Genomic DNA, 19,845 nt, shown 5'->3' with positions numbered 1-19,845 from the left:
ACCTAATCCCCACATGTCGGTTCCGTTCAGGTGGGCCATCATCGACGTATGGACGTCACCCTCCACCTCGCCCAGGACCCCGCCGCCGACGAACTGCTCGGCCGCAGCCCGCTCGCCGCGCTGGTGGGCATGCTCCTCGACCAGCAGGTGCCCATGGAGTGGGCCTTCGCGGGGCCCCGCACGATCGCCGACCGGCTCGGCGCCGACGACCTCGACGCCCACGAGATCGCCGCCCGGGACCCCGAGGCGTTCGCCGCGCTGCTCTCCGAGAAGCCGGCCGTGCACCGCTACCCCGGCTCGATGGCCAAGCGGATCCAGCAGCTGTGCCAGTACCTCGTCGAGCACTACGACGGTGACGCCGCGGCCGTCTGGACCGGCGTCGGCACCGGCAAGGAGCTGCTCGCCCGCCTCGTCGAGCTGCCCGGCTTCGGCAAGCAGAAGGCCCAGATCTTCCTCGCCCTGCTCGGCAAGCAGCTCGGCGTGCGGCCCACGGGGTGGCGCGAGGCGGCCGGTGCCTACGGCGAGGCCGAGTCGTTCCGCTCGGTCGCCGACATCACCGGGCCCGAGTCCCTGTCGAAGGTGCGCGCGCACAAGCAGGAGATGAAGGCGGCGGCGAAGGCCGCGAAGGCGTCAGCGACGTGACTTCCGCGTAGCCCATGAGAGGGGAAAAGGGCGCCCGGTGATTGCGTCACGGGCGCGTCCGGGGGACAAGTCGACCCATGAGTGTCGCGCCGTTCCCCTCCGTGCCGGGCCCCCGTGCCCGTGCCCGGACGTGGGCGGGCACGCTTCTGCTGGTGCTCGCGCTGCTGCTGGCGCCGTTCGCCGCGGCGCCGGTCGAGGCCGCGGTGCCGGTCGCCGCGGTCTCCTGCGAGGGCGGGGAGCACCATGACGCGCCCGAGGCGGCGCTCCGGCTTCCCACCGGGCATCCGACGCGGCTTCCCGCGGGTCCGGTGCCCCGGCCGGTCCCCCGGGTGGTCCCGCTCCTTCCGACGGCTCCCGCCGCGGACCCCGCGCGCCTCTCCCACCGCGCCCTGCGCACCGTCGTCCTGCGCTGCTGACAGTCCCGGCATCTCCGGGCCCTTCCTCACTGTCAGCACCGAAAGGACGCTTCACCATGCCCAAGGATCCGTACGCGCTGCTGCGCGCTCTGCTCCGCGCCGAGGCCGCGCGCGACGCCCGCGCCCACCAGTCCCCCGAACCCACGACGCCCCGCGAGGGTTCGGCCCGGCCTCCCCGGAAGCGGGCCGGCAGCTGAACGGTGCCGGGCGGCCACGCAGGCCGCCCGGCGCCCCTGGGTCGTTCTCCGAGCGCGCGCCGGTGGCCGCTTCTCGCGCAGTTCCCCGCGCCCCTGATCGGGTTGTCGGCCGGGCGCGCCACCGTCGTGGCTGATCGCGCAGTTCCCCGCGCCCCTAGGTCGTACCTCACGCGCGCCACCGTCGTGGCTGCTCGCGCAGTTCCCCGCGCCCCTAGGTCGTACTCCACGCGCGCCACCGTCGTGGCTGATCGCGCAGTTCCCCGCGCCCCTAGGTCGTACCCACGCGCGCCACCGTCGTGGCTGGTCGCGCAGTTCCCCGCGCCCCTGAGATGCGCACTTCGTGCGCCATCTCATCAACGACAGAGGCGCGGCCGGGCTGCGGGCGGAGGGCTAGCGGCGGCGGGTGCCGAAGATTGAGCGGGAGATCTCCCGGCCCAGCTGGGTGCCCATCGAGCGGGCCAGCGACTTGAAGATCCCGCTGCCCACGACCTGGTCCACGACGGACGCGTCCTGGGACGGCTTCCTGGTCCGGGCGGCAGCTTTGGCATCGGCCTCCGCCTGCTTGCGGGCCGCCGTCTCGGCCTCCCGCGCGGTCAGCTTCTCGAACGCCGATTCCCGGTCCACGGCATCCGCGTACCGCGAGTACAGCAGCGACCCCTTCACGGCCGCGTCCAGCGCCCCGGCCTCCACGGGCCCCATCAACGACTCCGGCGCCCGCAGCCGCGTCGCCGCGACCGGCGTCGGCGCCCCCTTCTCGCTCAGTACGGTGATCACGGCCTCACCGGTACCGAGCGAGGTCAGCGTCTCCTCCAGGTCGTACGGCGAGTTCGGGAACGTCTTCACGGTCGCCTTCAGCGCCTTCTGGTCCTCCGGCGTGAAGGCGCGCAGCGCGTGCTGGACGCGGTTGCCGAGCTGCCCGAGGACGTCGGCGGGCACGTCCTTCGGGGTCTGCGTCACGAAGAAGATGCCGACGCCCTTGGACCGGATCAGCCGCACGGTCTGCGTGATGGCCTCCAGGAACGCCTTGGACGCCCCGTTGAACAGCAGATGCGCCTCGTCGAAGAAGAACACCAGCTTCGGCTGCTCCACGTCACCGACCTCGGGCAGCCGCTGGAACAGATCGGCGAGCAGCCACATCAGGAACGTGGAGAACAGCTGCGGCTTGTCCTGCACGGCGGGCAGCTCCAGTACGGAGACCAGGCCCCGCCCGTCGGAAGCGGTCCGCAGCAGCTCGCTGGTGTCGAACTCCGGCTCCCCGAAGAAGTCCCCCATGCCCTGCGCCTCGAACGCGGTCAGGGCCCGCAGGATCACCCCGGCGGTGACGCTCGACAGACCGCCGATCGTCTTCAGCTCGGGCTTGCCCTCGTCGGAGGTCAGGAAGGTGACGACGGCCCGCAGGTCCTTCAGGTCGTAGAGCTCCAGGCCCTTCTGGTCCGCGTAGTGGAAGATCAGGCCGAGCGACTGCTCCTGCGTCTGGTTGAGCTGGAGCACCTTCGAGAGCAGGACCGGGCCGAAGCTGGTGACGGTCGCGCGCAGCGGGATGCCGGTGCCGATGCCGCCGAGCGCGTAGAACTCGCAGGGGAACCCGGTGGCCCGCCACTCCTGACCCACCTGCCCGGCCCGCTCGCGCACCTTCTCGCCGTCCTCGCCGGGCGCCGAGATGCCGGAGACGTCGCCCTTGATGTCGGCGAGGAAGACGGGCACGCCCTGCGCGGCCAGCTGCTCCGCGATGAGCTGGAGGGTCTTGGTCTTGCCGGTGCCGGTGGCGCCCGCGACGAGGCCGTGCCGGTTCAGCATCGGCAGCGGGATGCGGACCTGGGCGTCCGGGTGGCACTGCCCGTCCCACAGCAGCGCGCCGAGATCGAGGGCAGGGCCGGTGAACGCGTACCCGGCGGCGATCTCCAGCGCCTCGGCGGGCAGCGCCGGGGCGCCGGTGACGGTCTCGGGATGCGCCCCCTGCGTCTCCTGCGCCTCCTGCTTCTCCTCCGTCAAGGAAGCGCCGCGTTCTCCCCCGGACGGGTCCGTTCCACTCGCCTGTCCGCCCGCCATCGGCTCGCTGTCACTCATTTCAGGCCCCTGTCCCGGGTTTGAGTGGTCCTGTTTCGCCCCAGTTCAGGGCGGTATTTCACAGGGTCGCACTCCGTCTCCATGGCTGCGCCCGGAGAGCCCGGCCCGGTAGGCTTTCCGTGTGATCTTCAAGCGCATCGGAAACGGCCGGCCGTACCCCGACCACGGCCGGGAAAGCACCCGGCAGTGGGCGGACGTCGCGCCGCGCCCGGTCCGCCTCGATCAGCTCGTGACGACGAAGGGTCAGCTCGACCTGGAAACGCTGCTCGCCGAGGACTCGACGTTCTACGGCGATCTCTTCGCGCACGTCGTGAAGTGGCAGGGCGATCTGTACCTGGAGGACGGGCTGCACCGCGCCGTCCGCGCCGCGCTCCAGCAGCGCCAGGTGCTCCACGCCCGCGTCCTCGAACTCGGCTGACGGCCCCCGCGGCCGAGAGTCCCTCAAGTCCGTATTGGCCCTTTCGGGTTGGACTGAGCGGCCACCACTGATCATTTAATAGGCATCGCCGCCGGGCGGCACTACGCTGCGCCCATGAGCATGCTCACTCCCCCCGGCATGGGCGGCAAGTACCGCATCACGGGGGACAAGTACCCCCGTATGCGGCGCGGCCGCTCGCGCAGCAGGATCGTGCTCGCCGTCGTCGCGTCCGTCGCGGCGATCGGCCTGATCGGCTGGGGATCGTTCCAGCTCGTCGATGTCTTCACCGGCGGTGGCAGGACCAGGACGGCCGCCTCCGGCGCCGCGGGCTGCCCGAAGCATCCGAGCGCGAGCCCGTCCCCCGCCAAGGCCGCGGCGAAGCTGCCCGACCCCGCGAAGATCAAGGTCAATGTCCTCAACGCCACGACCCGCGGCGGCCTGGCCAAGGACACCGCCGACGAGCTGAAGAAGCGCGGCTTCGCCATCGGGGACGTAGGAAACGCGACAGAGACGTACGACAAGAAGGTCACGGGCGTCGGGATACTGCTCGGCGCCAAGTCGGCCTCCGACGCGGCGCTGCCCGTCCTCGGCACCCAGCTGGCGGGCGCCGAGCTGAAGTCGGACACCCGCGCCAAGCCGACCGAGGTCGACCTGATCATCGGCAAGCAGTTCAAGGGCCTGTCCAAGAAGGCCGACGCCGACAAGGCGCTGGCCGCGCTGACCCACCCGGCCCCTTCGGCCTCCCCGAGCTGCGCCCCGTAAAGGGCGCGACCAGCCACGAACAAAGCCGCGGTCGCGTCCGCTCATGAAGTGAGCGGACGCGACCGCGGCTTTCGTCGTGGCCCGTGGCGGGGCCGGCTACTCGGCGGCTCCGTACATCCGGTCGCCGGCGTCGCCGAGGCCCGGCACGATGTAGCCGCTCTCGTTCAGCCGCTCGTCGACCGACGCGGTCACCACGGTGACCGGCGTCCCGGCCAGCTCCCGCTCCATGATCTCGACGCCCTCGGGCGCGGCCAGCAGCACCACGGCGGTGACATCGTCGGCGCCGCGCTTGATGAGCTCCTGGATCGCCGCGACGAGCGTGCCGCCCGTGGCGAGCATCGGGTCGAGCACGTAGACCTGGCGGCCGGAGAGGTCGTCCGGCATGCGCGTGGCGTACGTGGACGCCTGGAGCGTCTCCTCGTTGCGCACCATGCCGAGGAAGCCCACCTCGGCGGTCGGCAGCAGCCGCACCATGCCGTCGAGCATGCCCAGACCGGCGCGCAGGATCGGCACCACCAGCGGGCGCGGGTACGACAGCTTCACGCCCGTCGTACGCGACACGGGGGTGTCGATGTCGACCTGCTCGGTGCGCACGTCCCGGGTCGCCTCGTAGGCGAGCAGGGTGACCAGCTCGTCGGCCAGGCGCCGGAAGGTCGGGGAGTCGGTGCGCTTGTCGCGCAGCGTGGTGAGTTTGTGCGCCACCAACGGGTGGTCGACGACGTGGATCCGCATGTCCTCAACAGTAACCGGGCCCCGGACCCATGGCTCCCCCGCGCACCTTCCGGCCACAGGCGCCGCACAGGGGCATCAACAGCGCGCCGGGAGGGAAACCGGAGGGTCGGGGACAATGGACAGGACCCGTCGAGTGGGGTGGTGATGTGGCTCATGCCGGACAGCAAGCGCCGAGCGCGGTCGGCCTCCGCCGGTGACGCAGCCGACGACATAGCGGCGGCGGAGCGTCCCGAGCCCGAGACGGACGCCGAACGAAGGCGCCGCCGCGCGGTGTTCCTGCGGGAACTGACCGAGGCACGCGAACTGCGGGCCCGGGTCCAGCCGCGCCGCGCCCGGGCCGCACGGATGCGCCAGCAGATGCGGATGCGCACGTTCCGCTGGTGACGCCGCGGCGCGCCCGGCGCCGGGGACCGGCTCCGGGCGGCTCAGCGGTACCCACGGGGTGACGCGGCTCACACGGGACACGGGTGTGCGTGGCCTGTCGAGGACGCGACGCCAACACAGCGCGCGGAAGACCTCTCCTGACGGCGTTCTTTCTGCCACGATTCCGAGTGGGCGGGGCTTGAACTGCACTCCCGTCCATCAGACTCCGCCGGGGGGACCCCCGACCGGCACTGAGACCAGTGGGAGAGTCACGGTGTACTTCGCCGCACTGCTCGCGCGCACCGAAGACGGGTGGGAAGCGAGCGACACAGAGCTCGACGACGTGGAGACCCTGTCGGACCTGTCCGACCTGGCCCGCGAAGCGGCCGCCGAGGCCGACGCGGGGGACGACACGGTCCTCGTCTTCATCGAACAGGAGGACGCGTGGTTCGGCGTCGTCCGCGTGGACGGCGAGGACGACCCTCGCATCTACGTCTCGGACGCCGCGGCCGCCGCTCGCAGCAGTTACGGCGAGATCCTCCTCACCGACGAACTGCTCGGCAAGGATCCGGACGCCGACGAGCTCGATGCCCTCGACCTGGACGGCACCGAGGACGGCGAGCCGGACCAGGCCGCCGACGACGACAGCGACGACGACGCCACGGACGACGGCGGTGGCCGGGACTCCGATGCGGTGCCCGCGGGACCGCTCGGCGACCGGGACATCCTCGCCGACCTGGGCGTCTCCGAGAAGGAACTGCTCGCGCTCGACGGGGCCGACGCCCTGAGCGAGATCGCCGACGCACTGGGCGCCGCGGAGGTCCTCGAAACGGTCCGCTGACCCCGGGGCCCGGCGGCCGGGGTTAGATTCCTGGCCGTGACGCCCCAGCCCCCCGACACCACCGACGTCCCCGACACCCCCGATCCCGTACGCGACCCGTGGCGGCCCGCCATGCGGCAGGCCCTGGCCGAGGCCGGGCTCGCCGCGGCGGGCGGCGACGTCCCCGTCGGTGCCGTCCTGCTCGCGCCGGACGGCACGACGGTCCTCGCCACCGCGCACAACGAACGCGAGCTGACCGGTGACCCCACCGCCCACGCCGAGGTCCTGGCGATCCGCCGGGCCGCACAGCGGCTGGGAGAGTGGCGGCTGACCGGCTGCACGCTCGTCGTCACCCTGGAGCCGTGCACCATGTGCGCGGGCACCGCCGTCCAGTCCCGCCTCGACCGCGTCGTCTACGGAGCCCGTGACGACAAGGCCGGGGCGGCCGGCTCCCTGTGGGACGTGCTCCGCGACCGACGGCTCAACCACCGCCCCGAAGTCATCGCCGACGTGCTCGCCGAGGAGTGCGCCGAACCCCTCACCCGCTTCTTCAGGGATAAGGATTTCAAACCACGGCCCCCTATGGGCTAGAGTTCCTCTCGGTAGCGTGTCCGAGCGGCCGAAGGAGCTCGCCTCGAAAGCGAGTGTGGCGTAACCCGTCACCGTGGGTTCAAATCCCACCGCTACCGCTGACAACGCCCCTCTTCCACGGGTCACCGAGGAAGAGGGGCGTTCTGCATGCCCGTACAGCCGCGCCCCCTTGTCGCGTCGGCGCACACAAAGATCCCCGGCGCCTGACCAGGGGCACCGGGGATCTCGTCCCGCTCGGGGCGGGGGAAGCGATTTCGGGGGGCGAACCGCTTCCCCCGATGAGGACGGACTCCCGTCAGTCCACGCCGCTTCAGGGGGGAAGACGCGGCGTGAACCCCGCAGTCGGGGTCCGGTCCCTGCCCGTCGGATTCCTGCCAGATCCTCCGGGCTCATCACCTATCCTCCGGCACGCGAACACCACCGGGGCACGGCAAAGGGCCTGGAACGAGGGGTCGTTGGTCCCTAAGGTCGGGGAGAGATCACCGAGGCCGGCTGAGAGATCGTCACGTTAGACTCGCGCCCGGCACCAGGGCACACACTGGCGACGCAGGACACCGGGGCACGGGGCAAGGGGAGGCCGGACGCGATGGATCCGAAGAAAATAGGGCTCTTCGTGGTGATCGTGTTCGTGCTGTATCTGATCATCACCGACCCCGCCAAGGCCGCGGACTACGTCCAGATAGGGTTCGAGGGCATATCGTCCGCCGCACAGTCCATCGGGGACTTCATGACCTGGGTGGCCAACGGCGGCAAGTGAGTCCGGCTAAGGAGCCTCGCCCGTGATCCGCCATCTGGTCCTGTTCAAGCTCAACGACGGCGTCGCCCGCGACGAGCCCCGCGTGGTCGAGGGCGTCGAGGCCTTCCGCGCGCTGGGCGGGCAGATCCCCGAGCTGACGTTCTGGGAGTGCGACTGGAACATCACCGACCGCCCCATCGCGTACGACTTCGCGATCAACTCGGCGGTCGAGGACACCGACGCCCTCAAGCGGTACCTGGAGCACCCCGCGCACCAGGCCGGCGTCGCACAGTGGCGCGAGTTCGCCACGTGGGTGATCGCGGACTACGAGTTCTGACGCTCCCCGCGTCACACGATCGAGCGGCCCCTCACCTGAACGGTGAGGGGCTTTTCGCTGTCCCGGGACACCCGCGAACCCCTAACTGGCCCATCAACACGGCGTTATGGGGTGCTTGCACACAGTGCACATGTCTTGTGATGCTATGACCGCTTTTGATCGAAGAGTTGACGAAACAGAGGTGGGGTTGACCGTGCCGGCCAGTACTGCGCCTCAAGAAGCACCGCAAGCGCCACAGGCACCGCAAGCGCAACAGGTGCCACCAGCACAACAGGCGCCAGAGACACCGGCGCCCCAGGCGTCGACCGCGAAGTCGCGCGGGGCCGACACCCGGGCGCTCACCCAGGTCCTCTTCGGCCAGCTCAAGCACCTGCTGCCGGGCAGCCCGGAGCACTCGCGGGTGCGCGGCGCCCTGATCGAGGCGAACCTGCCGCTGGTGCGCTACGCGGCGGCCCGCTTCCGCAGCCGCAACGAGCCGATGGAGGACGTCGTCCAGGTCGGCACGATCGGGCTGATCAACGCCATCGACCGGTTCGACCCGGACCGCGGCGTGCAGTTCCCGACGTTCGCGATGCCGACCGTGGTCGGGGAGATCAAGCGGTACTTCCGCGACAACGTACGGACCGTGCACGTCCCGCGCCGCCTGCACGAGCTGTGGGTGCAGGTGAACGCCGCGAGCGAGGACCTGACCACCGCCTTCGGCCGCTCCCCGACCACCGCCGAGATCGCCGAGCGGCTGCGCATCGGCGAGGACGAGGTGCTCGCCTGCATCGAGGCCGGGCGCTCGTACCACGCGACCTCCCTGGAGGCCGCGCAGGAGGGCGACGGGATGCCGGGTCTGCTCGACCGGCTCGGCTACGAGGACCCCGAGCTGGACGGCGTCGAACACCGCGATCTCGTACGGCATCTGCTCGTACAACTGCCCGAACGCGAGCAGCGGATCCTGCTCCTGCGCTACTACAACAACCTCACGCAGTCGCAGATCAGCGCCGAACTGGGCGTCTCACAGATGCATGTGTCAAGGCTCCTCGCCCGCAGCTTCGCCAGACTCAGATCCGCAAACAGGATCGAGGCGTAGCTGAATCGGGTAGACCGGTCCTGCGGGGATTTCCCGGCGGAAACGGCGCTCTCTTCGGCCACACCCCCTGCTATCAGCGCTGATTCGCCCCATCCATGTCGACATGTCACTACAGCGTGTTGCCGACATGTGACATTCTGCTGGAACCGCGTTTGGCGCAGCCCCGCGTCCGGTATTCAGGTGGAGGCTGCGTTCCTACCTGACGGGAGCGTCCGCCGCGACCGTCCGCGACCTCAAGGGGGTGGCATGTCCGCAGACCAGGGCAGCTCGAAGGTGCTCACGCTCTCGCCCGACACGCCTGTTCCTGTTCCGGCCCAGGCCTCGGCCACGACCCCGGCTCCGGAGGCCTCCGGTGAGCCGGTCGCGCCGGTCGTCGAGCCGGCCGCCCCGGCGTCGACGGGGGCCATCGACACCCGCACCCTGTCCCGCTCCCTCTTCCTGCGGCTCGCCTCGCTCGACGAGAACAGCCCGGAGCGGGCCTATGTCCGTGACACCCTCATCGAGCTGAACCTGCCGCTGGTGCGGTACGCGGCGGCCCGCTTCCGCAGCCGCAACGAGCCGATGGAGGACATCGTCCAGGTCGGCACCATCGGCCTGATCAAGGCGATCGACCGGTTCGACTGCGAGCGCGGGGTGGAGTTCCCGACCTTCGCGATGCCGACGGTGGTCGGGGAGATCAAGCGGTTCTTCCGCGACACGTCCTGGTCGGTGCGGGTGCCGCGCCGCCTCCAGGAGCTGCGGCTCGCCCTCACCAAGGCCAGCGACGAGCTGGCGCAGAAGCTGGACCGGTCGCCGACCGTGCCCGAACTCGCGGCGGTGCTCGGGGTCTCGGAGGACGACGTCGTCGACGGGCTCGCGGTGGGCAACGCCTACACCGCGTCCTCGCTGGACTCACCGGCCCCCGAGGACGACGGCGGCGAGGGCTCCCTCGCGGACCGGCTCGGGTACGAGGACACCGCCCTGGAGGGTGTGGAGTACCGGGAGTCGCTCAAGCCGCTGCTCGCCAAGCTGCCGCCCCGCGAGCGCCGGATCATCATGCTCCGCTTCTTCGCGAACATGACGCAGTCGCAGATCGGCGAGGAGGTCGGGATCTCGCAGATGCACGTGTCCCGGCTGCTCACGCGGACGCTGGCACAGCTGCGCGAGGGCCTGATCGCGGACTGACCGTCGCGGACGGATGTCACGGGGCGGCGACCCGGCAGGGTCGCCGCCCCGACGCCGTTCCCGGACCAGAACTCCCTGAGGGTTCCTAATTGACGGACCGTCAGACACACTGGCGCGATGCTGCGGACGTGGGTACGAGGACGTAAGGGCGTCGCCGTCGGGGTCGCGTCGGCCGCCGTGGTCGGGCTCGGCGGAGCCGCCACCGTCGCCTTCGGCGGGGACGGCGGACCCTCCAAATACGTGGCCGTGGGCGCCGCCGGCGGTTCGGCCGCCCCGGGTGACAGCGTCGCGCCCACCGGCGAGGTGCGGCTCGTGCCGCTGGACCCCGGCTCCACCGGCTCCCCGGCGTCCTCCGGGAGCGGGCGGCAGGGCGGCGGGGACGACGAGAGCGGCGACGGCAAGGGGAGCGGTGGCGGATCGTCCGCCGGGGACTCCCCCGGCGCCGGGTCGTCGTCCAGCAACGGAACAGGCTCCTCCGGCTCCGCGAGCGACGGCGGCGGCGGCGGCAACAGCAGTGCCAGTGGCAGTGGCAGTGGCACGCAGAGCGGCAACAAGGGCGGCGGCACCCCCGGCACCCCGTCCGGCTCGGGATCGGGCTCGGGTTCCGGCTCGGGCTCGGGCTCCGGGACCCCCGCCGGCAGCGGCACCCCCGCATCCCCCGCCCCCGCCGCCCTGAAAGTCGACGACCCCGTACTGAAGGACGCCGACGACCGCTGGTGCCAGGACGTGACCCTGAAGATGCGCAACTCCGGCGGCACGGAGGTGCGTTCGGGCACCGTCACCTTCGAGACCCACATCATCGGGGCGCTCGGCGTCGACTGGGCGACCGTCGAGTCGACAGAAAAACTCCCCGTGCCCATCGGGCCCGGGGAGCAGAAGGAGAAGACGTGGACGGTCTGCGTCGACTCCTGGCGCGTACCGCTGGGAATGCATGTCGAGACGCGGGACGTCTCGGTGAAGTGGAAGTGAGGGCGCGGTCGGCCGCTACTTGAGCGCCAGCCAGGCCACCGCCGCCACCACGACGATCGCGACCACGATGCCGACGATCAGTCCCGCGCCGGGACCGGACTTCACCGGTGCCGCCTGCGCGCGCGGCGTCGGCGTGCCGCCGTCGTCCACGAAAGCGCGGAACATCTGGGTGCTGCCCGCGGGGTCGATGTTGCCTTCGGGGCCCGGGCCCTGGGGGTTGTGTGCCATGGGGCAGGACCCTAGCGAATCGGCGCCACAGGCGCCACAGGTCAGCCACAGCCCCTTTGAGCTGCGGCTTTACACCATTAGGCCCGGAGGTTTGCCTAGTTTTTAGGGTCGAACGCCCTTTTTAGTTTGCCTGCGGCAACCAACTGCTTCTATGGTTGCTCTAAGCAACAAATAAGGTTTTGGTCAGGAGGTGCTGTGGCCGCACAGCGTCATTACGACGAACTGGCCCGACAGCTCAGTGCCTTCGGCGCCGTCAAGAGGGACATGGCGCGCATCCTGCCCCACGACTGTCCGGCAGGTTCGGCTGCCGTCCTCGCTCTCCTCAAGCGCTACGGCGACATGCGGATGAGCAGGATGGCCGAGCTGATGGCCGTCGACATGTCCGTGGCCAGCAGGCACGTCGCGCACACCGCGGACCGCGGCTGGATCGAGCGCCGCCCCGACCCCGCCGACAAGCGCTCGCGGATCCTCACCCTCACCGCCGAGGGGCACGAACAGATGAACAACCTCGACGCCCGGACCACCGAGCTGCTCGCCGAGCGGCTGAGCGACTGGTCCGACGACGAGGTCAACCAGCTCATCGCCCTGATGACGCGACTGCGCGACAGCTTCGGGGACTGCCGGACGACGGCGTCCCGGACACCGCTCCCCGTGGCGGCGCAGCCTTCGACACAGACCACCCGTACACCCGCGTAAGACGTAAGAAAAGGAATCCCATGGCAACATCCACACCGTCCGGTGTGCGGGGCAGCCATGCCGCCAAGCACGGAGGCAATGCCCCCGACGCCGGCGCCACCATGACGCACCGTCAGATCATGGAGGCGCTGTCCGGGCTGCTGCTCGGCATGTTCGTCGCCATTCTGTCGTCGACGATCGTCACCAACGCTCTGCCCGAGATCGTGGGCGACCTCGGCGGCGGCCAGTCCGCCTACACCTGGGTCGTCACCGCGTCGCTGCTCGCGATGACCGCGACCACCCCCCTGTGGGGCAAGCTCGCCGACATCTTCAGCAAGAAGGCGCTCGTCCAGATAGCCCTGATCATCTACGTGGGCGGTTCGGTCGTCGCGGGTCTCTCGCAGAACCCCGGCATGCTGATCACCTGCCGTGTCGTCCAGGGCATCGGCGTCGGCGGTCTGTCCGCCCTCGCGCAGATCGTGATGGCCGCGATGATCTCCCCGCGCGAGCGGGGCCGCTACTCCGGCTACCTCGGTGCGACCTTCGCCGTCGCCACCGTCGGCGGCCCGCTGCTCGGCGGTGTCATCACCGACACCTCGTGGCTCGGCTGGCGCTGGTGCTTCTACGTCGGTGTGCCGTTCGCGGTCATCGCGCTCATCGTGCTCCAGAAGACGCTGAAGCTCCCCGTCGTCAAGCGCGAGAACGTCAAGGTCGACTGGGCCGGTGCCTTCTTCATCACCGCCGCGGTCTGCACCCTGCTCCTGTGGGTCACCTTCGCCGACGACAAGTACGACTGGCTGTCGTGGCAGACCGGCGCGATGGTCGGCGGCGCGGTCGTGCTCGCCCTGATCTTCATCCTCGTGGAGAGCAAGGCCGCCGAGCCGATCATCCCGCTGCGGCTCTTCCGCAACCGCACCATCACGCTCGCCTCGATCGCCTCGCTCTTCGTGGGTGTCGCGATGTTCGCGGGCACCGTGTTCTTCTCGCAGTACTTCCAGCTGGCGCGCGGCAAGTCGCCGACGATGTCCGGTGTCATGACGATCCCGATGATCGGCGGCCTGTTCATCTCGTCGACCGTCGCGGGCCAGGTCATCACCAAGACCGGCAAGTGGAAGGCGTGGCTGGTCTCCGGCGGCGTCCTCATCACGGCGGGCCTCGGCCTGCTCGGCACGATCCGCTACGACACCCCGTACTGGCACGTCGCCATCTTCATGGCCCTGATGGGTCTCGGCGTCGGCATGACGATGCAGAACCTCGTGCTCTGCACCCAGAACCAGGTCGCCCCGCAGGACATCGGCTCGGCCAGCTCCACGGTCACCTTCTTCCGCTCCCTCGGTGGTGCGATGGGTGTCTCGGCGCTCGGTTCGATCATGTCCACCCGCATCACGCACTACGTCAAGGACGGCCTCGCCGACCTCGGCCCGAAGGGCGCCGCCCTCGGCCACGGCGGTACGGGTGGCGGCGCCATCCCCGACCTGGACAAGCTGCCCGCGCCGCTGCGCACGATCATGGAGAGCTCCTACGGGCACGGCATCGCCGACGTCTTCCTGATCGCCGCGCCGATCGCGCTGATCGCCCTGATCGCCATGCTGTTCATCAAGGAGGTTCCGCTGCGTACGTCCGGCGGCCTGGACCAGGCCAAGGAGACCGAGGCGGCCGCGTCCGGCGCCACCGCGGGCCTCACCGCGAACCCGGTCACCGAGCCGGAGAAGGTGCCGAGCCTGGTCGGTGCGGGTGAGCCCGCCGCCGACACCCAGACCCAGCGTCTGGCGGCCGTCGCGTCGGCCCCGGCCGGCAGCGTCCCGGCGCAGCCCGGCACGGGCGGCACCCCGGTGCACGGCTTCGTCCGCGGCGCCGAGTCCGCCCCGGTCCCGCGGGCCGCGGTCACGCTGATCTCCCTCGGGGGACGGCAGCTGGGCCGCGCGGTCGCCCAGGCCGACGGCTCGTACACGATCGACGCCCCCGGCGCCGGTTCCTACGTCCTGATCGCCTCGGCCGACGGCTACCAGCCGCAGGCCTCCACGGTGCTCGTCGGCGAGGACGGCACCGGGACCGGAACCGCGTACGACATCCTGCTCAGCGGCACCAGCGGCCTGAGCGGTGTGGTCAGGGCCGCGGAGACCAAGGCGGCGGTCATCGGCGCCATGGTCATCGTGACCGACGTCCGCGGTGACGTGCTGGCCACCGGACTCTCCGGCCAGGACGGCGAGTTCACCTTCGCCGAGCTGGTCCCGGGCGCGGTGACCGTCGCGGTGAACGCGGCCGGACACCGGCCGCTCGCCCTGCCCGTCGAGGTCGGCGGCACGGGTGTCACCCGCGTCGAGATCGAGCTGAACTCCGGCTCCCAGGTCCAGGGCACGATCCGGGCCGCGGGCCGCTCGCTGAACGACGCGCGGGTCACGCTCGTCGACGCCGCGGGCAACGTGGTCGCGACCTCGACCACCGGTGAGGACGGCGCGTACGCCTTCACCGACCTGGACGGCGGCGAGTACACGGTCATCGCGACCGGCTACCCGCCGGTGGCCACCCACCTGACCGTGAACGGCAGTGGTGTCGACGGTCACGACATCGAGCTCGCCCACCCCGGCGAGTAACGGACTCCGGACGAACACACCGGTGCGGCCCGCGTTTCGAGCGGAGACGTGAGCCGCACCGTCCGTCCGGATGTGGGAAAAGGGCCCCGGACCCGGTGGCGTCGTTAACGGCAGGGGACGGCCGAGACGCTGCGGGCCGGGGCCGTTTCACGTACAGGGCGCACTCAACTCCCTTACGTGTGTGAGAACTTCAGCTAGGAGATGTGGACGATGGGACTCAGCGCGCGGATCCGGACGCGGGACGGGTGGGCTCTGCCGCACGCCGTCGTCACGGTGACCGACATGACGGGCGCGCAGGTACTGCGTGCCGAGGCGGACGACGAGGGCGCCGTGCACGACGCGACGACCCTCACCCCCGGCCCGTACACCGTGATCGTGACCGCCGTCGGGTACGGCCCCGCGGCCTCCACGGCGCTGGTCACGGCGACCGGCCGGGCCGAGGTCGGCACCGTCGTGCTGGCCCGGCAGGGCGGGGCCGAGCTGCCGCCGCCCGGACCGTGGACGGTTGACCCGGCGCACTCCGCGGTCGCCGCGACCGCCCAGCACCTGGGCATCACCTCCGTGCACGGCCGGTTCACGGACTTCCGGGCGCGGATCGACATCGCGCAGGACGTGGAGAAGTCCCGCGTCGAGGCGGTCATCCGGTCGGCGTCGATCGACACCGGCAACGGGATGCGCGACGGCCATCTGAAGTCCCCCGACTTCCTGGACGTCGAGTCGCACCCCGAGATCACCTACCGCTCGACGGGCCTGACCCCGGCCGGCACCGACCGCTGGACCGTGCACGGCGAGCTGAACCTGCACGGCGTGGTGCGCGAGGTCGACCTCGACCTCAGCTACCTCGGCACCGGCGCCGACCCGTGGGGCGGCACCCGCGCCGCGTTCAAGGCGACGGCCGAGCTCAAGCGCGAGGACTTCGCCATGAACTACAACCAGGTCGTGCAGGCCGGTATCGCGGCGATCGGCGCGACGCTCAAGGTCGAGCTCGACATCCAGGCGGTCCAGGGCGACGCGCTGCCCAGCATGTAGCACCGGCCGGTGACAGGCGCAGTCATTAGGCTGGGTGGCATGGCTCCGAACATCGCGACCAACACCCGTGTTTCCCTGGACGAGTTGCTCGACTTCGTACGACCCCGCCACCGCGCCCTCCTCATCACCGCCCGCGCCGACGGCACCCCGCAGGCCTCTCCTTTGACCTGCGGGGTGGACGACGCCGGGCGGATCGTCGTCTCCACCTATCCCGAGCGCGCCAAGACCCGTAACGCCAAGCGCGATCCCCGCGTCAGCGTGGTCGTGCTGAGCGACGACTGGAACGGGCCGTGGGTGCAGATCGACGGCGCCGCCGAGGTCCTCGACACCCCCGACTCGGTCGAACCCCTCGTGGAGTACTTCCGGAACATCTCGGGGGAGCACCCGGACTGGGACGAGTACCGCGAGGCGATGGTGAAGCAGGGCAAGTCGATCATCCGGATCACCCCCGAGAAGTGGGGCCCGGTGGCGACCGGCGGCTTCCCGGCGCGGCTCGGCTAGCGAGCCCCCTCCCGCGCCACCAGCGCCGCGATCCCGGCGATCTGGAGATCGAGCGCGACGTGGAAGTCGAGGTCACGGACCTGCTCGACCGTGCCCCCGGCTTCCACCTGCGCCATCGTCTCCTCGGCGTGCCGCAGCATCTCGGGCTTGTCGGCCGGTGCGGTGAAGGTGGTCATCGTCCGCCGGAAGTACTCGTCCTGCGTCATGCCGACATCGGCGCACCGCTGCCGGAAGTGGCCCTCGACGGTCCCGTAGCCGTACACGAACTGCATGACGCTGGCGATCGCGCCGCGCTGCGCGCTCATCGGCAGCCCGGTGCGGGCGAAGACGCGCTGGACGACGGCGGAGAACTCCAGGGAGTTCGGGCCGATGTTGAGGTAGTTGCCGACCAGCGGCGAGATCCAGGGGTGGCGCACGAGCAGCGCCCGGTACTCGGTGGCGAGCCGGCGCACCTGCTCGCTCCAGTCGGCGTCGTCGGGGTCCTCGACGCCCATGCCGCTGACCTTCGGCTCGCCGAACGCCCGGTCCAGGGCGAGTTCGAGCAGGTCGTCCTTGGTGTCGACGTACCAGTACACGGACATCGCGGTGACGCCCAGCTCGCCCGCGAGGCGCCGCATGGAGAACTTGGCGAGCCCCTCGGCGTCGAGCAGCTTCACGGTGGCGCTCGTGATGCGCTCCCGGTCCAGGCCGCTGGGCTGCTCGCTGCGCCGACCGCGTCCGGGCCTGCTCTCTTCGAGCCAGACGCTCATCCGCGCTGCCTTCGCCATGGCGCACCTTCCCAGGAGTTGACGTACCGGGCGGGGGCGGACCCCTCTGGGCTCCTACCCTCGGAATCCGCCCGTCCGCCTGCCTTGATGCTAGGGCTGTTCAGGGCCGGTGGGGAAAGCGCCCGAAGCCGCCGTCGCCCCTGCTGACTCTGCCCGCTCGGCGCGCCGCAGCAACGCCGCGGCGAGGAGTCCGCCGACGAGTACGGCGACGGCGCCGACCACCTGGCTGGTTTCGAGCCCCGAGGAGAAGGCGTCCGCGATCCGGGCCCTCTCCTGCGCGGAGTCGGCGGCCGCCAGCGCCGCCGGGAGCGAGGCGGCGGACACGGCGATCAGCGCCGCGAACCGGGCGTTGAGCACCGCGCCGAGGACGGCGACGCCGAGCCCGTTGCCGAACTCGGCGAGGGTGCCGTTCACACCCGCGCCGACGCCCGCCTTCGCCGGCGGGATGGCGCTCATGATGGCGTTGGCCATGGCGGGCATGGCGAAGGCGATGCCGACGCCCATGACGACCAGGCCGACGAGCATCCCGCCGTACGAGTCGCCGCCGAGCACGGCGATCGCCGCGAGCCCCGCCGCCAGGCAGGACATGCCAGCCGCGATGGTGACCGGGGTGCCGACCTTGGCGAGAAACTTCGCACCGACGCCGGTGAGGTTCAGGGCGACGATGGTCAGCGCGAGCGGCGCGGTGCGCAGGCCGGCCTCCAACGGCCCGTAGCCGAGCACGAACTGGAGGTGCTGGGTGAGCAGGAACAGCGAGCCGCCCATGCCGAACGCGACGAGGATCGCCCCGGCGACCGCGCCCGTGAACTTCTGGTTGCGGAAGAAGTGCATGTCCAGCATCGGGTACGGGATGCGCAGCTCCCAGCCGACGAACGCGGCCAGGAAGACGACGCCGACCGCGGCCGAGACCAGCGTGGTGCCGGACGTCCAGCCCTCGCCGGGCCCGCTGATGATCGCGTAGACGACGCCGGTCATACCGACCGTGGAGAGCAGCGCGCCGAGCAGGTCGGGCCGGTCGCCCTGCGGGTTCTTCGACTCCGGTACGAGCGTCAGGACGGCGACGAGCCCGATGACCGCGACCGGGATGTTGATGAGGAAGATCGCGCCCCACCAGAAGTGGTCCAGCATCACGCCGCCGAGCAGCGGTCCGACGGCGAAGCCGAGCGAGTTGACGGTCGCCCACAGACCGATCGCCTTGACCCGCTCGGTGTCGTCGAAGATCTGCACGACCACGGCCAGGGTCGTGGTCATGAGCAGTGCTCCGCCGACGCCCATCCCGGCGCGCGCGGCGATCAACTGGCCGGTGGAGTCGGCGAGTCCGGCGACCAGCGAACCGACGCCGAACAGTACGAGACCGGCCGCGAGCATCTTCTTGCGGCCGTAGCGGTCGGCGGTGGAGCCCGCGGTGAGCAGCAGCCCGGACTGGACGAGCGAGTAGGCGCTGATCACCCACTGGATGTCGGACGTCGACGCGTGCAGCTCCCTGGTCAGGGAGGGGATCGCGACGTTCAGGACGGTGTTGTCGAGCAGCACGGTCAGCTGGGCGAGGCAGATGACGCCGAGGATGATCCAGCGCTGCGGGTGGCCTGCGGCGGTTCCGGAGGGCTCGGAGGTCTCGGCGGTCGTCGCCGTCATGCGGGCTCCTGTCGGGTGGCGATGGGCAGTGCTGTACACCGTAAAGGACAACTCTTACGGCGTACAAGCGAGTTTTCGGCATACGGTGCGGCCATGCCGAGACGATCTCGCTCCGCTTCTCAACTTGCCCTGTCCGTTGCTGTGTTGACCCTGCTGGGGACGGCTCCCGCCGTGGCCGCCGGACAGCACGGGCCACCCCCGGTCCCGCTGCGCATCGCCACCTACAACATCCACGCGGGCTCGGGCGCCGACAACGTTTTCGACCTCGACCGGCAGGCGGCCGCGCTGCGCGCCCTGCACGCCGATGTGATCGGCCTCCAGGAGGTCGATGTGCACTGGGGCGCGCGCAGCCAGGACCTGGACGTGGCGCGGGAGCTCGCGGAGCGGCTCGGGATGCGGGTGTCGTTCGCGCCGATCTACAGCCTGGATCCGGTGACCGCGGGGGAGCCGCGGCGCGAGTTCGGGGTCGCCGTGCTGTCCCGGTATCCGATCCGTTCGGCCGTCAACCACGAGATCACCCGCCTGTCGACGCAGGACCCGAACCCGGTGCCGGCGCCCGCGCCCGGGTTCGGCGAGGTGACACTGAAGGTGCGCGGGGTGCCGGTGCAGGTCTTCGTGACGCACCTGGACTACCGCGCGGATCCGTCGGTACGGGTGGCCCAGGTCGCGGACACCCGCCGCATCATGTCGGCCGAGCGCTCCGCGGTGCCCGGGGCGCGGCAGGTGCTCCTCGGCGACTTCAACGCGACGCCTGACGCGCCGGAACTCGCTCCGCTGTGGACCGAGTTGCGCGACGCGGGCCCGGCGAACGGGGTCACGTTCCCGGCCGACGTCCCGGTGAAGCGGATCGACTACGTGGCGGTGGGCACGGGAATCGACATCCGCTCAGCCACGGTCCCGGCCGAACCGGCGGCGTCGGATCATCGGCCGGTGGTGGCGGAGGTGGGGGTGCGCAGGTAGGAGGGTGCGGGTCGGTGACCGCTTCTCGCGCAGTTTCCCGCGCCCCCGGGCCGTCTTTCACGCGCGCCACCGTCGTGGCTGGTCGCGCAGTTCCCCGCGCCCCTGAGCCGTCTTTCACCCGCGCCACCGTCGTGGCTGGTCGCGCAGTTCCCCGCGCCCCTGAG

The 19,845-nt window shown here is 70.9% G+C and carries 23 protein-coding genes and 1 tRNA gene; 19 read left to right on the top strand and 5 right to left on the bottom strand.

Features of this window, described 5'->3' with window-relative positions; genetic code table 11:
- Positions 1-48 precede the first annotated feature (48 nt).
- From K377_RS34305 to K377_RS41885, 3 genes are all read left to right on the top strand, one after another.
- The gene (locus tag K377_RS34305; protein WP_111667535.1) at positions 49-642 is read left to right on the top strand and encodes an HhH-GPD-type base excision DNA repair protein; all 594 of its coding nucleotides are present in this window, start codon (positions 49-51) and stop codon (positions 640-642) included.
- Between the two features lie 77 nt (positions 643-719).
- Positions 720-1,058, top strand: coding sequence for a hypothetical protein (locus K377_RS34300; protein ID WP_111667534.1), 339 nt, complete (start codon positions 720-722; stop codon positions 1,056-1,058).
- 56 nt (positions 1,059-1,114) lie between these two features.
- On the top strand, positions 1,115-1,255 hold the full coding sequence (locus K377_RS41885) for a hypothetical protein (protein WP_161195106.1): 141 nt from the start codon (positions 1,115-1,117) through the stop codon (positions 1,253-1,255).
- A gap of 390 nt (positions 1,256-1,645) precedes the next feature.
- Here the strand turns inward: K377_RS41885 and K377_RS34295 are convergent, their stop codons facing one another.
- The gene (locus K377_RS34295) at positions 1,646-3,322 is read right to left on the bottom strand and encodes a helicase HerA-like domain-containing protein (protein ID WP_237551726.1); all 1,677 of its coding nucleotides are present in this window, start codon (positions 3,320-3,322) and stop codon (positions 1,646-1,648) included.
- 121 nt (positions 3,323-3,443) lie between these two features.
- Between K377_RS34295 and K377_RS34290 the strand changes: the two genes are divergently transcribed.
- A complete protein-coding gene (locus tag K377_RS34290) occupies positions 3,444-3,740 on the top strand; it encodes a type II toxin-antitoxin system VapB family antitoxin (protein WP_003955420.1) in 297 nt (98 codons plus the stop codon).
- 114 nt (positions 3,741-3,854) lie between these two features.
- On the top strand, positions 3,855-4,502 hold the full coding sequence (locus K377_RS34285; protein WP_237551725.1) for a LytR C-terminal domain-containing protein: 648 nt from the start codon (positions 3,855-3,857) through the stop codon (positions 4,500-4,502).
- Between the two features lie 96 nt (positions 4,503-4,598).
- Here K377_RS34285 and upp read toward each other — a convergent pair whose 3' ends face one another.
- Positions 4,599-5,234 carry a uracil phosphoribosyltransferase gene (gene upp, locus K377_RS34280; RefSeq protein ID WP_111667532.1) on the bottom strand — a complete coding sequence of 212 codons (636 nt, stop codon included), beginning with the start codon at positions 5,232-5,234 and terminating at the stop codon, positions 4,599-4,601.
- 153 nt (positions 5,235-5,387) lie between these two features.
- On the opposite strand from upp, the gene K377_RS34275 reads away from it, so the two are divergent.
- The 9 genes from K377_RS34275 to K377_RS34240 all read left to right on the top strand — a co-directional run bounded on the left by K377_RS34275 (position 5,388) and on the right by K377_RS34240 (position 11,292).
- Complete coding sequence (locus K377_RS34275; RefSeq protein ID WP_146614809.1) at positions 5,388-5,618, top strand: hypothetical protein; 231 nt, start codon at positions 5,388-5,390, stop codon at positions 5,616-5,618.
- 253 nt (positions 5,619-5,871) lie between these two features.
- Positions 5,872-6,438 carry a hypothetical protein gene (locus tag K377_RS34270; protein ID WP_111667530.1) on the top strand — a complete coding sequence of 189 codons (567 nt, stop codon included), beginning with the start codon at positions 5,872-5,874 and terminating at the stop codon, positions 6,436-6,438.
- Between the two features lie 111 nt (positions 6,439-6,549).
- Complete coding sequence (gene tadA / locus K377_RS34265) at positions 6,550-7,008, top strand: tRNA adenosine(34) deaminase TadA (protein WP_111667619.1); 459 nt, start codon at positions 6,550-6,552, stop codon at positions 7,006-7,008.
- A 10-nt stretch (positions 7,009-7,018) separates the two neighbouring features.
- Positions 7,019-7,106: transfer RNA gene (locus K377_RS34260), tRNA-Ser, on the top strand.
- 488 nt (positions 7,107-7,594) lie between these two features.
- On the top strand, positions 7,595-7,765 hold the full coding sequence (locus K377_RS41880) for a hypothetical protein (protein ID WP_181512714.1): 171 nt from the start codon (positions 7,595-7,597) through the stop codon (positions 7,763-7,765).
- Between the two features lie 22 nt (positions 7,766-7,787).
- Positions 7,788-8,081 (top strand): Dabb family protein, encoded by a 294-nt coding sequence (locus K377_RS34255; RefSeq protein ID WP_111667529.1) that lies wholly within the window; start codon positions 7,788-7,790, stop codon positions 8,079-8,081.
- 145 nt (positions 8,082-8,226) lie between these two features.
- Positions 8,227-9,159 (top strand): RNA polymerase sigma factor SigF, encoded by a 933-nt coding sequence (locus tag K377_RS34250; RefSeq protein WP_181512713.1) that lies wholly within the window; start codon positions 8,227-8,229, stop codon positions 9,157-9,159.
- A gap of 246 nt (positions 9,160-9,405) precedes the next feature.
- Positions 9,406-10,323 (top strand): RNA polymerase sigma factor SigF, encoded by a 918-nt coding sequence (locus K377_RS34245; protein ID WP_111667528.1) that lies wholly within the window; start codon positions 9,406-9,408, stop codon positions 10,321-10,323.
- 117 nt (positions 10,324-10,440) lie between these two features.
- Entirely contained in the window at positions 10,441-11,292 is an 852-nt protein-coding gene (locus K377_RS34240; protein ID WP_111667527.1) for a hypothetical protein, read from the top strand.
- A 15-nt stretch (positions 11,293-11,307) separates the two neighbouring features.
- Here K377_RS34240 and K377_RS34235 read toward each other — a convergent pair whose 3' ends face one another.
- Positions 11,308-11,520 carry a hypothetical protein gene (locus tag K377_RS34235; protein ID WP_111667526.1) on the bottom strand — a complete coding sequence of 71 codons (213 nt, stop codon included), beginning with the start codon at positions 11,518-11,520 and terminating at the stop codon, positions 11,308-11,310.
- Positions 11,521-11,715: 195 nt separating this feature from the next.
- On the opposite strand from K377_RS34235, the gene K377_RS34230 reads away from it, so the two are divergent.
- The 4 genes from K377_RS34230 (at position 11,716) to K377_RS34215 (ending at position 16,319) form a co-directional block, all read left to right on the top strand.
- On the top strand, positions 11,716-12,216 hold the full coding sequence (locus K377_RS34230; RefSeq protein ID WP_111667525.1) for a MarR family winged helix-turn-helix transcriptional regulator: 501 nt from the start codon (positions 11,716-11,718) through the stop codon (positions 12,214-12,216).
- A 20-nt stretch (positions 12,217-12,236) separates the two neighbouring features.
- Complete coding sequence (locus tag K377_RS34225) at positions 12,237-14,789, top strand: MFS transporter (RefSeq protein WP_111667524.1); 2,553 nt, start codon at positions 12,237-12,239, stop codon at positions 14,787-14,789.
- Between the two features lie 210 nt (positions 14,790-14,999).
- On the top strand, positions 15,000-15,818 hold the full coding sequence (locus K377_RS34220; RefSeq protein WP_111667523.1) for a YceI family protein: 819 nt from the start codon (positions 15,000-15,002) through the stop codon (positions 15,816-15,818).
- A 39-nt stretch (positions 15,819-15,857) separates the two neighbouring features.
- The gene (locus K377_RS34215) at positions 15,858-16,319 is read left to right on the top strand and encodes a PPOX class F420-dependent oxidoreductase (protein WP_111667522.1); all 462 of its coding nucleotides are present in this window, start codon (positions 15,858-15,860) and stop codon (positions 16,317-16,319) included.
- Here the strand turns inward: K377_RS34215 and K377_RS34210 are convergent.
- Together K377_RS34210 and K377_RS34205 are read right to left on the bottom strand one after the other, a co-directional pair.
- Positions 16,316-17,086: a TetR/AcrR family transcriptional regulator gene (locus K377_RS34210; RefSeq protein ID WP_111667521.1), complete on the bottom strand. Its 771-nt coding sequence runs from the start codon at positions 17,084-17,086 to the stop codon at positions 16,316-16,318. The two genes, K377_RS34215 and K377_RS34210, sit on opposite strands and share 4 nt — an antisense overlap.
- 90 nt (positions 17,087-17,176) lie before the next feature.
- Positions 17,177-18,721: an MFS transporter gene (locus K377_RS34205; protein ID WP_111667520.1), complete on the bottom strand. Its 1,545-nt coding sequence runs from the start codon at positions 18,719-18,721 to the stop codon at positions 17,177-17,179.
- Between the two features lie 93 nt (positions 18,722-18,814).
- Between K377_RS34205 and K377_RS34200 the strand changes: the two genes are divergently transcribed.
- On the top strand, positions 18,815-19,681 hold the full coding sequence (locus K377_RS34200; protein ID WP_111667519.1) for an endonuclease/exonuclease/phosphatase family protein: 867 nt from the start codon (positions 18,815-18,817) through the stop codon (positions 19,679-19,681).
- Positions 19,682-19,845: the final 164 nt, after the last annotated feature.

Source organism: Streptomyces sp. PsTaAH-137 (assembly GCF_003259365.1).
Taxonomy (GTDB): domain Bacteria; phylum Actinomycetota; class Actinomycetes; order Streptomycetales; family Streptomycetaceae; genus Streptomyces.
Note: the sequence above shows the minus strand (reverse complement) of the source record. Positions and strands in the feature narration are given on the sequence as shown.